General features: G+C 67.5%; 10 protein-coding genes. 1 reads left to right on the top strand and 9 read right to left on the bottom strand.

Annotated elements, in window-relative coordinates; translation table 11 throughout:
- Positions 1-36: 36 nt before the first annotated feature.
- The 4 genes from J2X98_RS14845 to lysS form a co-directional block, all read right to left on the bottom strand.
- Positions 37-2,529, bottom strand: a complete 2,493-nt coding sequence (locus J2X98_RS14845; RefSeq protein ID WP_141944445.1) for an ATP-dependent Clp protease ATP-binding subunit — start codon at positions 2,527-2,529, stop codon at positions 37-39.
- Between the two features lie 343 nt (positions 2,530-2,872).
- Positions 2,873-3,205, bottom strand: a complete 333-nt coding sequence (locus J2X98_RS14840) for a histone-like nucleoid-structuring protein Lsr2 (protein WP_141944448.1) — start codon at positions 3,203-3,205, stop codon at positions 2,873-2,875.
- 137 nt (positions 3,206-3,342) lie between these two features.
- Positions 3,343-3,519: a hypothetical protein gene (locus tag J2X98_RS14835; RefSeq protein ID WP_307309557.1), complete on the bottom strand. Its 177-nt coding sequence runs from the start codon at positions 3,517-3,519 to the stop codon at positions 3,343-3,345.
- A 2-nt stretch (positions 3,520-3,521) separates the two neighbouring features.
- A complete protein-coding gene (gene lysS, locus J2X98_RS14830; protein ID WP_307309555.1) occupies positions 3,522-5,060 on the bottom strand; it encodes a lysine--tRNA ligase in 1,539 nt (512 codons plus the stop codon).
- A gap of 69 nt (positions 5,061-5,129) precedes the next feature.
- Between lysS and J2X98_RS14825 the strand changes: the two genes are divergently transcribed.
- Positions 5,130-6,044 (top strand): alpha/beta fold hydrolase, encoded by a 915-nt coding sequence (locus J2X98_RS14825; RefSeq protein WP_307309553.1) that lies wholly within the window; start codon positions 5,130-5,132, stop codon positions 6,042-6,044.
- On the opposite strand, the gene atzF is transcribed toward J2X98_RS14825, so the two are convergent.
- Genes atzF through J2X98_RS14800 form a run of 5 tightly spaced genes read right to left on the bottom strand, consistent with a single transcriptional unit; the run spans position 6,022 to position 14,709 of the window.
- Positions 6,022-7,884 carry an allophanate hydrolase gene (atzF, locus tag J2X98_RS14820; protein WP_307309550.1) on the bottom strand — a complete coding sequence of 621 codons (1,863 nt, stop codon included), beginning with the start codon at positions 7,882-7,884 and terminating at the stop codon, positions 6,022-6,024. The two genes, J2X98_RS14825 and atzF, sit on opposite strands and share 23 nt — an antisense overlap.
- Complete coding sequence (uca, locus tag J2X98_RS14815; RefSeq protein ID WP_307309766.1) at positions 7,881-11,603, bottom strand: urea carboxylase; 3,723 nt, start codon at positions 11,601-11,603, stop codon at positions 7,881-7,883. The genes atzF and uca overlap by 4 nt, the downstream gene beginning before the upstream one ends.
- Positions 11,604-11,611: 8 nt before the next feature.
- Complete coding sequence (locus tag J2X98_RS14810) at positions 11,612-12,283, bottom strand: urea amidolyase associated protein UAAP2 (RefSeq protein ID WP_307309547.1); 672 nt, start codon at positions 12,281-12,283, stop codon at positions 11,612-11,614.
- A complete protein-coding gene (locus J2X98_RS14805) occupies positions 12,280-13,155 on the bottom strand; it encodes an urea amidolyase associated protein UAAP1 (RefSeq protein ID WP_307309544.1) in 876 nt (291 codons plus the stop codon). The genes J2X98_RS14810 and J2X98_RS14805 overlap by 4 nt, the downstream gene beginning before the upstream one ends.
- A gap of 48 nt (positions 13,156-13,203) precedes the next feature.
- Positions 13,204-14,709, bottom strand: coding sequence for an amino acid permease (locus tag J2X98_RS14800; protein ID WP_307309541.1), 1,506 nt, complete (start codon positions 14,707-14,709; stop codon positions 13,204-13,206).
- Positions 14,710-14,834 lie beyond the last annotated feature (125 nt).

The raw sequence follows: 14,834 nt of genomic DNA, 5'->3' as shown, positions 1-14,834 counted from the left end.
GTTCATGTGGAGTGGCGGGGCCTTCGAGTGTGGCGCTTAGACGCTGGGGGCGATTTCCGGGATGCGGGGCTTGGCGTTGCCGGCGAAGGTGAACTTCGCGTCGTCGCCTTCGCCTTCGACATCCACCACGACGATGTCGCCGGGGTGGATCTCGCCGAACAGGATCTTCTCCGAGAGCTGGTCCTCGATCTCGCGCTGGATGGTGCGGCGCAGCGGCCGGGCGCCCATGGCGGGGTCGTAGCCGCGGGTTGCCAGGAGCACCTTGGCGGCCTTAGTCAGCTCGATGCCCATGTCCTTGTCCTTGAGGCGCTTCTCGAGGCGGGTCACAAACAGGTCCACGATCTCGATGATCTCGTCCTGGGTGAGCTGCGGGAACACCACGACGTCGTCAACACGGTTCAGGAACTCGGGGCGGAAGTGCTGCTTGAGCTCCTCGGTGACACGGGCACGCATGCGGTTGTAGCCGGTCTGCGTGTCGGTGCCGGACTGGAAGCCTGTGGCGACGCTCTTGGAGATGTCCCGGGTACCCAGGTTGGTGGTCATGATGATCACGGTGTTCTTGAAGTCCACCACGCGGCCCTGGGAGTCGGTCAGGCGGCCGTCCTCGAGGATCTGCAGCAGCGAGTTGAAGAGGTCCGCGTGGGCCTTTTCCACTTCGTCGAACAGCACCACGGAGAACGGACGGCGGCGGACCTTCTCGGTCAGCTGGCCACCCTCTTCGTAGCCGACGTAGCCCGGAGGGGCACCGAAGAGCCGCGAAACGGTGTGCTTCTCGGAGTATTCGGACATGTCCAGCGTGATGAGGGCATCCTCTTCACCGAACAGGAATTCCGCGAGTGCCTTTGCCAGTTCGGTCTTGCCGACGCCGGTGGGGCCGGCGAAGATGAACGAGCCACCGGGGCGCTTGGGGTCCTTGAGGCCTGCACGGGTACGGCGGATGGCCTGGGAGAGTGCCTTGATGGCCTCGTCCTGGCCCACAACGCGCTTGTGCAGTTCCTCTTCCATCTTGAGCAGGCGCGAGGATTCTTCCTCGGTCAGCTTGAAGACAGGGATGCCGGTGGAGTTGGCCAGCACTTCGGCGATGAGGTCCTCATCCACTTCCGAGATGTCGTCCATGCCGCCGGACTTCCACTGGCGTTCCTTCTCCGCGCGCTCGGAGATCATCTTCTGCTCCTTGTCGCGGAGCGAAGCTGCACCTTCGAAGTCCTGGGCGTCGATGGCGGATTCCTTCTCCATCTTCAGCTTGGAGATCCGCTCGTCCATTGCCTTGAGCTCCGGCGGAGCGGTCATGCGGCGGATGCGCAGCCGGGCGCCGGCTTCGTCGATCAGGTCGATCGCCTTGTCCGGCAGGAAGCGGTCCGAGATGTAGCGCTCGGCGAGGCTGGCGGCGGAGGCCAGGGCGCCGTCGGTGATGGTGACGCGGTGGTGTGCCTCGTACCGGTCGCGCAGGCCCTTGAGGATCTCAATGGCGTGCGCCACGGAGGGTTCCTTGACCTGGATCGGCTGGAAGCGGCGCTCCAGGGCGGCGTCCTTTTCGATGTGCTTGCGGTACTCGTCCAGGGTGGTGGCGCCAATGGTCTGCAGCTCGCCGCGGGCCAGCATGGGCTTCAGGATCGAGGCTGCATCGATGGCGCCTTCGGCGGCACCGGCACCCACAAGGGTGTGGATCTCGTCGATGAACAGGATGATGTCGCCGCGGGTGCGGATCTCCTTGAGTACCTTCTTCAGGCGCTCTTCGAAGTCACCGCGGTAACGGGAACCTGCCACCAGCGAACCAAGGTCCAGGGTGTAGAGCTGCTTGTCCCGGATGGTCTCCGGAACGTCGCCGCGTACGATCGCCTGGGCAAGGCCTTCGACGACGGCGGTCTTGCCGACGCCGGGCTCACCGATGAGGACAGGGTTGTTCTTGGTGCGGCGGGAAAGGACCTGCATGACGCGTTCCATTTCCTGCTCGCGGCCGATGACCGGGTCCAGCTTGTTCTCGCGCGCAGCCTGGGTCAGGTTGCGGCCGAACTGGTCCAGGACCACGGAGCCGGCGGGTGCGCCCTCGGGCTGTCCGCCGCCTACGCCTGCGCCGGTGGTTTCCTTGCCCTGGTAGCCGGAGAGGAGCTGGATGACCTGCTGGCGGACCCGGTTGAGGTCGGCGCCGAGCTTGACCAGCACCTGGGCGGCAACGCCTTCACCTTCGCGGATCAGGCCGAGCAGGATGTGCTCCGTGCCGATGTAGTTATGGCCCAGCTGGAGGGCTTCGCGCAGCGAGAGCTCCAGTACCTTCTTGGCACGTGGGGTGAAGGGGATGTGGCCGGAGGGAGCCTGCTGGCCCTGCCCGATGATCTCCTGCACCTGCTCGCGAACGCCGTCGAGCGAAATGCTCAAAGACTCAAGAGCTTTGGCGGCAACACCCTCACCCTCATGGATCAGACCCAAGAGGATGTGTTCGGTACCGATGTAATTGTGGTTCAGCATGCGTGCCTCTTCTTGGGCAAGCACAACTACGCGACGGGCACGGTCCGTAAATCGCTCAAACATTTCGCCACACTCCTAGCTACGACGTACTTTGATGCTACGTGGCCGGTCCTGAGTTGTGGAGCGTGTTCGCCACAGGGGAAACCGGGCGTCTTGCGGGAATACCGGCCGCAGGAAGCTGCAGCACGGCGGACCGGGCCCGCAGGCGCAGAAAATAGCAGGGCAGGGCAGCTATTGAACCGCGCACCGCATGGAATAGGGCTGCGGGGTTTGGACAGCCGGGAAACGCCCGAATGGCGTCATTATGAACAACCGCCGGTTGCACGTGCAGCTTCCCATATCAAAATTGAAAACCCCGCCCCGCCTTGCGGCGGTAAGCGGGGTTTCAGTGGAGCCGAAGGCAGCCCTAGGAATTTGCCTTTTGGTAGGCTTCCTGGATTTCGGCTTGAATTCGGCCGCGGCTGTTAACGGTGTAGCCGTTATCCCGCGCCCATTGCCGGATTTGCGCCGAATCGTGGCTGCGGCCACCGGCTGGTGCCTTTGCCCGCTGCGCACGGCCGCCGCCGGACGCCTTGCGTGCTGCGTTGATGAACCTCTCCAGTGAAGACCGAAGTTCAGCGGCATTGGCTGCCGACAGGTCAATCTCGTAGTTGACCCCGTCGAGGCCAAACTTAACATTCTCGTCCGCGGATCCCCCATCCAAATCATCAACGAGGATGATGTTTACTTTCTGTGCCATTAAGGTCTTCCTCTTGCTGGAAAGTCGGTTTTCAGAAAAGCAGGATGTTTCCCAAAAAAAGTATGACTCTTATCTTGGCAACGCGTCAAAGCGCCTAATGGTTCCCTGGGGATAAACCGTGGAAACAGGGGGTTTTGTTATTTGGATTCGGGGTCCGGCCGGTCCGCGGGAGGCACCGGACGGGCATCTGCTTCGGCCTGGGCAGCGGCCTCCGCCTGCCGCTCGGCCTTGTCCGCGTTGAAGATCGCCTTCATGGCGAACCAGAACAGCAGGCCCACCACCAGGGAGGGAAGGATGACTGCTACGTATTCCATGGTCAGTGCCCTTCGGGCTTCAGGAGGGGGAACAGGATGGTTTCGCGGATGCCGGCGCCGGTGAACAGCATCACCAGCCGGTCGATGCCCAGGCCGATGCCGCCCATGGGAGGAGCGCCGTACTCCAGGGCGCGCAGGAAGTCCTCGTCAAGCTGCATGGCCTCCACGTCGCCGGCGGCCGCGTGCAGGGACTGCTCGGTGAGCCGCTCGCGCTGGATGACGGGGTCGATCAGCTCGGAGAAGGCGGTGCCGCGCTCCATGCCGCCGATGATCAGGTCCCAGGCCTCGATCAGGCGCCCATCCTCACGGTGCGGGCGGGCCAGCGGCTGGGCGGAGGGCGGGTAGTCGTAGACGAAGGTGGGGTTGAGCAGGGTGGGCTCCACGATTTCGCCGAAGAGTTCCACCACCAGCTTCTCGGCGTCCCACTTGGGATCCACCTTGACGTCGTGCTTGGCTGCGATCTCCCGAAGCACCTCAGCGGAGGTGTCCGGCGTGATCTCCAGCCCCACGGCGTCGGACAGTCCGGGGTAGACCGGCAGCCAGGCCCAGTCGCCGTCGAGGTTGATCTCCCCCGCCTCGGTCTGCAGGACGCGCCCCGCACCCACGGCGTCGGCGGCGTCGAGGATGATCTCCTTGATCCGCTCGGCCATGATGAACTGGTCGGCCCAGGCCTCGTAGCACTCAAGGGTGGTGAACTCCGGGCTGTGGGTGGAGTCCACGCCCTCGTTGCGGAATACGCGGCCCATGTCGTAGACGCGGTCGATGCCGCCCACCACTGCACGCTTGAGGTACAGCTCGGTGGCGATGCGCAGGGTCATCTTCTGGTCGAAGGCGTTCATGTGGGTCTCGAACGGACGCGCCAGCGCGCCGCCGTGCACCAGCTGCAGGATGGGGGTTTCCACCTCCACGTAGCGGTGGCGGAACAGGGTTTCGCGGATGGAGCGGGTGATCGCGGCGCGGGTGTAGACCATTTCGCGCGCCTCATCGCGGACCATCAGGTCCACGTAGCGCTGCCGGACGCGGGTTTCCTCGTTGAGGTCCGCGTGCAGCACCGGCAGCGGGCGAAGGGCCTTCGAGGCCATGGACCAGGAGTCGGCCATGATGGACAGCTCGCCGCGGCGGGAGGAAATGACCTCACCCTTGATGAAAACGTGGTCGCCAAGGTCAACCAGGGCCTTCCAGTCGGCGAGGGCTTCCTCGCCGATGTTGGCCAGGCTGAGCATGGCCTGCAGGCGCGTTCCCTTGCCGTCGGTGCCGCCCTCCTGCAGGGTGGCGAAGCAGAGCTTGCCGGTGTTGCGGACAAAGACCACACGGCCGGTGACGCCCACGATGTCCCCGGTGGTGTCGTCCGCCTCGAGGTGGGCGTACTTTTCCCGGATCTCGGCGAGGGAATGCGTCCGCTCCACTCCCACGGGGTACGCCTCCGCGCCGCGCTCAAGAAGTTTGGCGCGCTTTTCCATGCGGATCCGCATCTGCTCGCTGGCGTCTACGGGCTCTGGGGCGTTCTTGGGCGCGGGGGTGTTTTGGGAAGTCACAATCATCAAGTTTACCGGGACTTCAAAACCCGGATTCCCAGCTGCCCCGCAGGCTGGGGCCCTACGATTGGGCGGGTGAAAGAACGGCTACTTCCAACGCACGACGGCGGCAGGCTGGCTTTATACAGCTACGGCACGGAGGATGCGCCCGGGGAACAGCGGGTGCTGCTGATCGGCGGCGCGTTCCTTACGGCCCTGATCTACCGTCCGTTCTCGATCGAGCTGGCGAAGGGCCTGGGTGAAGGCTGGGCGGTTGACGTCTATGACCGCCGGGGCCGCGGCAATTCGACCGAACAGCCCCCGGACTATTCCATGGCGACGGAAATCGAGGATGTCCGGACCGTCCTCGCCGCCACCGGCGCACGGAACATCCTGGGCCACAGCCTGGGCGGATCCGTGGCGCTGAACGCGGTGCAGGAGTTCACCGGGAGCGGCTTTGTACCGGACAAGCTGGCGGTCTATGACGCGGCGGTGAACATTGACGGCAGCATCGACACCAGGTGGCTGGACGGTTTCGAGGATGCCGTGAACAACGGCAGGGTGGGCCACGCACTGGCCCACATGAAAAAGGCAACCAGCGCGGGATCCGCCATGGCCAGGATCCCGGAACCGGTCCTGGCGGGCCTGATGGCGGTACTTTCCCGCACCAAGGTCAACAGGATGTTCCGCCAGGTCATGCCCAGCGGCGTGGGCGAGCTGAGGGCCGCGTACGACGAGAAGGACCACGCAAGGGACTTCAGCGTGCTGCCTCCCGGCACCCACTTCATGGCTGGCGGAAAAAGCCCCAGCTACTACAAGGCGACGGCGGAACGGCTCCACGCAGCGGTCCCTGGGAGTACCTTCCAGTTGTCCCCCAAATGCGTCCACGGTTCCATTCCGGCTGCCGTCAAGGAACTGGTGGCGGACATCTCGGCGTACTTCAAGGACGAAGGTCCGGGCGGGAATCCCCGCCCGGACGCCCCTGACGCTATCCCCGTTCCCCGCGGCTGAACCCGGCGAGCGCAACCTCTCCGAGGCCCCGCCACACAGTCCGCGGGTTCGGTGCCACACTGCGGTCGGCCAGCCAATCGCCCCATGCGGTGATGTCTTCCCCGTGCCGGGCGGCAACGGCGTCGCAGGCGAACCCGACAGCGGTGGAACCATCAGCGAGCTCAACGGACCCCAGCAGCATGGGTTCGGGGAGTGCTGCCAGGAACGTCCCCAGGGCGGCCGGGGACAGCAGCCACCGCTCCCCCACCAGCTCGGCGCCGTCGTCGGACCGGTACACGCCCGGCTTGGGCGGCACCGTGTCCAGGGCCACCATCCGGTAGCGCGGAGCCGTCCGGACCGGGCCATCCCAGAATGCGCCGAGCTCCTCCAGTTGCGGCGCCAGCGGCTGCCCCTTGCGGTGCGCACCCACCACCACCAGAGGTACGGCACCAGCCCCCGCGGCCAGGGGCCAGGGGATGGACGACGACGGCTGGCCGGCCGCTGCGGTTGCCTCCGGTCCTGCACCGCCCGGCACTGCCGCGGCGGCGAAGAGCGCCGGCGGGGCCGGAGTCGCTTCGATGCGGCGGGCGATGTCAGCGGCCAGGGCGTCATCGAAGGTCCGGCCCACCACCGTGAGTCCGAACTGGGCGCCGTCCACTTCCCCGGCAGGGACTGCCACGGCGCAGAGATCGAACAGGTTGCAGAAGTTGGTATAGGTGCCCAGCACGGAGTTCACGCCCACCGGGTCCCCGGCGACCTCGGCCAGCGTCGGGTGGAACGGTGCCGTGGGAACCAGCAAGGCGTCGAAACCCTCCAGTCGGGCCATGGCCTGGGCCTTGAGCTCCTCAAGCCGGGCCGTGTCGGCAACATACCGGTGCGCCGGCACCGTGCCGGCCGCACGGATGATGCGTCCCACTGTGGGATCAATCCCTGCCTGGCTTTCCGCGCCGGCGTCGTACGCCGCAAGGAAGCCGCCCACGGCGGCGTGGCGTTCAGCAACCAGGCCGCCGTCGTACAGCAGCCGTGCTGCCTGGAGGAAGTCGTCGAACTCGATGGGGGCTGCTTCCACGCCGGAGGCAGTGAGCCGGTCGACCTGCCGGCCAAACTCGGCCGCCCATGCCGGCGGAAGGGCCGGCAGGGTGGTCGGATACGCCACCCGGGGGGTTGATGGCGCGGCCAGCCGGACGTCCGCGGGCCACGCCCGGGAGTTGCCTGCCATGACACCCATGGCGAGTTCGGCGGTGTCCAGGTGCCGGGCAAAGATGGTGACGGCGTCCCAGGACCGGCAGGCGGGCACTACCCCGGCCGTGGAGACCACGTTCAGGGTGGCTTTGATGCCCACGATGCCCTGCAGCCCGGCAGGCACGCGGCCGGAGCCGGCCGTGTCAGTACCAATCGCGATGTCCACCAGGCCCAGTGCCACGGCCACGGCTGACCCGGAACTGGACCCGCCCGAGATGTGGTCCGGGCGGCGGGAGTCGCGGACAGCTCCATAGGGGCTCCGCGTGCCGACCAGCCCGGTGGCGAACTGGTCCAGGTTGGTGGCCCCCAGGACCAGGGCACCTGCGGCCCGCAGCCGGGCCACGGCTTCGGCGTCCTTGTTAGGGACGTAAGCAAAGGCGGGGCAAGCTGCCGTGGTGGGGATGCCTGCCACGTCCACGTTGTTCTTGACCGCGAGCAGGAGTCCGGCCAGCGGGAGGTCGGCGCCACCGGCAACCGCAGCGTCGATGGCGGCTGCCTCGGCCAGGAGATCGTCCGCGCCGCGCAGGGTGATCCAGATTTCGGGCCGGTCCACTGCGTCGATGGCGGCGAGCGCTGCCTTCACGCGCCGGGTGGCGTTGCCGGTGCTTGTGGTGCTCATACTGTTGCCCCTTCCAGTTCCAGTGTGTCCAGCCCAGCGGGATCGGGGTCGGCGGCGCCCAGGACCACCACTGCCTCACCGGAAACCACCTGCGAACCTGCCGTCGGCAGGACGCGGAGTACCACGCCGTCGCAGGGTGCTTCCAGGACGGTCTCCATCTTCATGGCCTCCAGCGACACCAGCGGCTGGCCCTTGGCCACCCGGTCGCCGGCCGCCACGTCCACCTTCCAGACGCTGGCGGCGAAGGGTGCGGAGACGAGGAAACCATCTTCCGGGACCTCCACGTCGTCCACCGCCGGGGCCACGACGGCGGCGAGCGCCTCCGCCCGGTCGAACTCGCCGGCGTCGGCCCAGGCCTGCCGTTCCACGGCGAAGGCGGCGCCCTGCTTTTCCCGGAACAGCTCGATCGACCCACTGTTCTCCGCCAGGAATGCCTCGTGCTCGGCCAGCGAGAAGGTGCCGTCCTCGATCTCCACGCCCCGGCCGCGTCCAGCGGCCATGTCGGCACGCAGGTCCAGGAGTTCCTCGGGGCTGACGGGGTACCAGGAGATCCGGTCGAAGAAGCGGAGCAGCCACGGCGATCCTGGCTCGAATGGGGCGGAATCCGCGTAGCGCGACCACACCTGGGTGGTGCGGCCCACGAACTGGTAGCCGCCGGGGCCTTCCATGCCGTAGATGCACATGTACGCGCCGCCGATGCCCACCGCGTTCTCCGGCGTCCAGGTACGGGCGGGGTTGTACTTGGTGGTTACCAGGCGGTGCCGCGGGTCCAGGGGGGTGGCCACCGGCGCACCCAGGTAGACGTCGCCCAGGCCAAGGACAAGGTATTCGGCGTTGAAGACGGTGTCAAACACATCGTGGACGGAGTCCAGACCGTTGATCCTGCGGATGAACTCGATGTTCCACGGGCACCAGGGCGCGTCGTCCCGGACGCCTGCCATGTACCGTTCGATTGCCTCCCGGGTAGCGGGATCGTCCCAGGACAGCGGCAGGCGGACGGTGCGGCTGGGCACCACCAGTTCGGAGCTTGCGGGCAGTGCGGCTTCGACTTCCCGGACCAGGTCCAGCAGCCGCGTGGTGGACAGGACGGACGGATCCACCTTGATCTGCAGCGACCGGATCCCTGGGGTCAAGTCCACGACGCCGGGCACGCGGAGCGCCTCGATGTGCTGATGCAGGGCGTGGACGCGGGACCGCAGGCCAAGGTCCAGCACCATGTCGCCGTATTCGACCAACAGGTTGTCATCGCCGGACCGGCGGTAGGTGACCGCGGGCCGCCCGGAACCTTCCGGCACCCGGCCCAGTACGCCGTCGTCGCCATCCCCGCGGAGCCGGCCCGCCCCAACAGCGGGAGCCGCCGCACTTGGGTTCGCCGACCATCCGGCGCCGCCGGGCAGCGCCAGTTGCCGCCCGGGTCCCAGATCCTTGGACGACGGCGCCTGGCTGGCTTTGATGGGCACGAACCGGACCTTGTCCCCCGGACGGAGCTGGCCCAGCTTCCAGCGCTCGGCCGTCACCACCGTGACGGGGCAGACGAATCCGCCCAGGCTGGGTCCGTCCGGGCCGAGCAGGATGGGGGTGTCGCCGGTGAAGTCCAGGGCGCCTACCGAATAGGCGGTGTCGTGGATGTTGGACGGGTGCAGGCCTGCCTCGCCGCCGTCGGTCCGTGCCCAGCGGGGTTTGGGGCCGATGAGGCGGACGCCGGTGCGGGCGGAGTTGAAGTGCACCTCGTACTCCGCGCTGTACAGCTCGTCGATGTCTTCGCGCTGGAAGAACTCCGGGGCACCGTGCGGACCTTCGGCCACGGCCAGTTCCCAGGTGGAGGTGACTGCGGGACGGCTGTCCAGGGGTACTGCGGTTTCCGTGGCTTGACCCGCGGGGCCCTTGACGGCGCGGAGCACGTCGCCTGCCCGGAGGACCCGCCCTGCGTGGCCGCCAAACTGGCCCAGCGTGAAGGTGGAGGCGCTGCCCAGGTACTCCGGGATGTCCAGGCCGCCCTGGAAGAGGATGTAGCCGCGCAGGCCCTTGCCGGCTGCCGTGCCGACGTCGAGCGTTCCCCCAGCCGGGACTGTCACGGGCGTCCATGCGGGCACCTCCGTACCGTCAACGGTCACTGTCACTTCAGCGCCGGTGACGCAGACGGTGGTGGCGTGTGTGAAGGTCAGGCTGGGGCCGGTCACGGTGAACTCCAGGCCCGGAGCGCCCTCCGGGTTACCCAGGGCGGTGTTGCCGAGCCGGAAGGACAGGTCGTCCATGGGGCCGCTGGGCGGGACACCGATCTGCCAAAGGCCGGTCCGGCCCGGCCAGTCCTGCACGCTGGTCTGCAGGCCGGGGCGGTTCACCGTGATGCGCGGTTCCGGGTCGCCCACGGAGTCCAGGGTGCTGGTGGAGTGCTGCACGCTGCGGACCACACCCATGCCGCCGACGGCACGGAGCATGCCCAGGTTGGTCTCAATGCCGTCGATGCGGGTGTTCTCCAGGGCTGCGGCCAGGCGGTCAAAGGCCTCTGCGCGGTTGGCCCCGGAGGTGATGATCTTACCCAGGAGGGGATCGTAGTTGGTGGAGACTTCCGTGCCGGTTTCCACCCAGGCGTCAACCCGCGCTTCTCCCGCCCCGGGGTAGGCCGCGTTGGTGACAGTTCCGGCGCTGGGCTGGAAGCCGCGGGCCGGGTCCTCGGCGTAGACGCGGGCCTCTACGGCATGGCCAGCCACGGGAAGTGCGTCCGGTACCTCTGCGAGGACCGCCTGCGCTTCCTGGCCGCCCTGGGCCAGGCGGAGCATCCATTCCACCAGGTCCACGCCGGTGACGGCCTCGGTGACCGGGTGTTCCACCTGCAACCGGGCGTTGACTTCCAGGAAGGAGGCTTCCTGGCGCCCGGAGTCGTAGACGAACTCGACCGTGCCGGCGGAGCGGTAGTTAAGCGAGGCGCAGAGTGCGCGGGAGGTGCGGTGGAGCTCCGCGCGGAGTTCTTCGGGCAGGTCTGGCGCCGGGGCTTCCTCCAGGACCTTCTGGTGGCGCCGCTGCAGCGAGCAGTCGCGGTCGCCCAGGCTCACAACCCGCCCTTCGCCGTCGCCAAAGACCTGGACCTCGACGTGACGAGCATTCTCGACGTACCGCTCGGCGAAGACGCCGGCGGTGCCGAAGCTGGCGCCGGCAAGCCGCGCCACCCGCGGGAAGCTTTCCGCGAGCTCGGCTTCGGAACGGCAGACCGTCATGCCGATGCCGCCGCCACCGCCGGTGGCCTTGAGCATGAGCGGGAACCCGATCGTCCTGCCAGCTTCGACGGCGGCTTCCACATCCTCAAGCAGCCCGGAACCGGCGATCATGGGCACCCCGGCCCCCCGGGCGGCGTCGCGCGCTGTGTGCTTGGTGCCGAAGATGCGCAGCTGCTCGGGCGTGGGGCCAACAAAGACGAGACCTGCGGCTTCCACAGCCTCAGCGAAGGCGGCGTCCTCCGAAAGGAAGCCGCAGCCGGGGTGGATGGCACCTGCGCCGGTTGCCTTGGCGGCGCCCAGGATGGCGTCGATCCGCAGGTAGGACTCCTTGGCCGGGGCGGGGCCCAGGAGCACCGCTTCGTCGGCGAGGCGGACGTGCTTGGCGCCCCGGTCAGCCTCGGAGAAGACAGCAACGGTGCGCAGGCCCAGCTTCCTCGCTGAGGCGATGATCCTGCAGGCGATCTCGCCCCGGTTGGCGACCAGCAGGGTGTCGAAGGTGTTCAGGTTGTTGCTCACAGCGCAGCCTCCGGCCGGGTGACGATCATGCGGACGGGAGTGGGGTTGAAGCCGTTGCAGGGGTTGTTGATCTGCGGGCAGTTGGAGACGAGCACCAAGGTGTCCACTTCGGCCCGCAACGCGACGCGCTTTCCGGGGGCGGACAGTCCGTCCACGATGCCCAGGGCTCCGTCCGGGTCCACCGGAACGTTCATGAACCAGTTGATGTTGGACACCAAGTCCCGCTTGCCCAGGCCCCAGCGCGAGCCCTCGACCAGGAAGTTCTCCACGCAGGCGTGCTGTTCGCGGGTGTGCTGGCCGTAGCGGAGGGTGTTGGATTCCTGCGAGCAGGCACCGCCGATAGTGTCGTGGACGCCCACTTCGTCAGCGATCACGGTCATCAGGGGCGCTCCGGTGTCCGCCCGCAGAACGGAGCCCGTGGTGAGGACAATCGACCGCTGGGCGGCAATGGTTGCGGGGGCCGAGTAGCGGACGGTGGTGTCCGCCGCGGCGTAGAGCAGGCAGTCCACGGCCTGGTTGCCTTCCAGGTCCACGATGGTCAGCACGTCCCCGGCGGCCACCACGGCCGACCAGGGACCGCGGGCCTCGACGAATTCATCCAGGATCACGGTGCCGCCGGCGAGCGCGGTGTCTGCGGCGTCCTGGCGGGTATTAATGGTGGCGTTCATCGGATGTTCCTTGCGGTGAGGTCGTGTTCGGTGTTGCGGAGGGCCTGCAGGTGTTCCGGGCTGAGTTGGCCAACCAGGCGGCCTGATTCGAGTCCGCCGAGGTCCTGCGGCGCATGCCAGGCGACGATATCCACGGCGGTCCCGGTGAAGTCCGGGCGGGGGTCCAGCGGGTGCGCGGTGTTGGCCAGGACCAGCACTGCGTCCATCTGGAGCAGGAGTTCGACGGCGGCACCCGGCCCGGCGCTTCCGGTGAAGGTGATGCTTCCGGCCGGGTCCACGGCGATGCCCTTGAAGAGGGACAGCGACGGTGCCACGTCCCGGGTGCCCAGGCCGTTCTTCAGGGCGCCGAGCGTGAGCAGTTCACGGGCGGCTGGTGAGGCGCTGTGGACGGTCCCGGCCCCGTATTTAGCGGTGTTGCCAGCGAGGGTGGTGGCACCGGTCAGGGCGTCATGGCGGGAGGATGTGTCCGTGATGATGGTGGCCATCAGGCGGCCTGCATCGGACAGCAGCGGGTGGCCGGCGCCGGGGTATGCCTGCCAGGGGACCTTGACGGTGTCGGCGGTGTTGAGGCGTTCGTGCACGGCTCCCGTCCGGTAAAGGAGGGTGTGGACGCAGGCATCGCCTTCGGTGTCGGTGAGCCGGATCCGGGTGCCGCGCGCCAGCGCCATGGTGGTGTAGCGGCCAAAGGCGAGGGACTCCACCCATGTGGGGGACACGTCGTCGGGCATTCCTGCCAGCAGGCGGCCCGGCGCGGAGGAGGCCGGGACGAAGCGCATGGTCTCCGCTGTCTTTCCGTGCTGCTTCCGGGCGTGGGCGCGGGCGCCGGCCGTGGTGGCGGTACCGGTGGCTGGTGTTTCGATGGTCTGTGTCATGTCAGTCCTGGCTGTCGTGGAAGTTCTTGGGAAAGCTGGGGCGGCCCGTCAGGCCTTGCTGGCTGCCAGGTTCCGGCGCCGGACCCACAGGCCCAGGAGCAGGACGGCGACGACCATCAGCGGCGCGGACCACAGGAGGAGCCCGCTGTCGCCGGAGGGGTCGTATACCTCGGGTCGCGGCCAGGCGAGGTTGACCACCATCACACCGCCGTAGAGGACGGCCAGGATGTTGACTGGAAGGCCCCAGCGGCCCAGCGAGAAGAGGTCCGCGGGCATCGTCTGTCCCACCCGGGCCCAGTCGCCGCGGAGGCGGTTGATCAGCTGCGGGACCGTGACCAGTAGGTAGGCGATGTAGACCATCACGATGCAGACGCTGCAGAGGGTAGTGAACAGGGCGGCATTGCCCACGTTGATGGCCAGCACCGCGACGGCGAGGGCGCCGATCACGATGGAGGGCCACATGGGGGTTCCGCGGCTGGGGTGGACGGAGGAGAGGAAGCGGGAGGCCGGGAGCTTGCCGTCACGGGCCATGGAGAACACCAGGCGGGACCCGGCGGTCTGGATCGCCAGGGTGCAGACGAAGATGGCGATGGCCACGTCCACCAGCAGGACCTTTCCCCAGAAGGTGCCCAGGACCGCGGTGAGGACGTAGGGCAGGCCTTCAGTGGCGAGGCGGCCGTCGTCCAGGCTGGGGGCGGCCATCAGGGCGGTGATGATCATCAGGGCGCCGCCGATGCCGGAGATGAGCAGGGCGGAGAGGATGGTGCGCGGGGCGGTGCGGCGCGGGTCCTTGGTTTCTTCGGACAGTTCGCCGGCGGAGTTGAAGCCCACCATGACGTAGGCGGCCATCAGCCCGGAGACCAGGAAGGCTCCCACGGCGCCCAGGTCGGAGCCCTGCAGGACGGTGGTGTCCGCAACCACGTCCGGTCCGCGCTGGGCGGCGCTGACGAGCGCCAGGATCACCGCTGCCACGCCGACGATTTCGCAGGTGACGCCTACGGAGTTCACGTGCGCCATGAGCTTCACGCCCAGGGAGTTGATGATGGTGGTGGCCACGAGCAGGACTGCGCCCAGGATCACTGCGTTCGAAGCCCCGGTCACGGTGTTGAGTCCCGGGTCGCCACCCATGATCTGGAACCCGTCCCAGAGCTGGGGCAGGACCACTTGCAGTGCGATGGCGGCCGCGGCGGCGGTCACCACCTGCGCGATGGCCATGAACCAGCCGGCGAACCAGCCTACGCCTTCTCCTCCGACGCGCCGGGCCCACTGGTAGACAGCTCCGGAGAGTGGGTAGCGGGCGGCGAGTTCGGCGAAGTTCAGCGCCACCAGCAGCTGGCCCACCAGGACAACGGGCCACGTCCAGAAGAACGCGGGACCTGCGAATGAGTAGCCGAAGGCGAAGAGCTGGAAGATGGTGGTGAGGATGGAAACGAAGGAAAAGCCGGCGGCAAAGGAAGCGTAGCGGCCGAGCTTTCGGTGGAGGGTGGGCTGGTAGCCAAGGGACGTCAGGTCTGCATCGTCCTGGTGGACGGTGGGAAGAACGGTTGAAGTCATCGGGAATCTCCGGGGCTGGAAAGGAATCTTGGGGGGTGCCTCTATGGTTTTCGTCAAGCCGCTGCGGGGTGGTTTCGTGGTTCCGGCTCCTGGTAGAGGGTTCCGTCTCGGAGCATGGCGAAGAG

The sequence above is a fragment of the Pseudarthrobacter enclensis genome (genome assembly GCF_030811655.1).
Classification (GTDB): Bacteria; Actinomycetota; Actinomycetes; order Actinomycetales; family Micrococcaceae; genus Arthrobacter; species Arthrobacter enclensis_A.
This window is presented reverse-complemented; position numbering and strand designations above follow the sequence as displayed.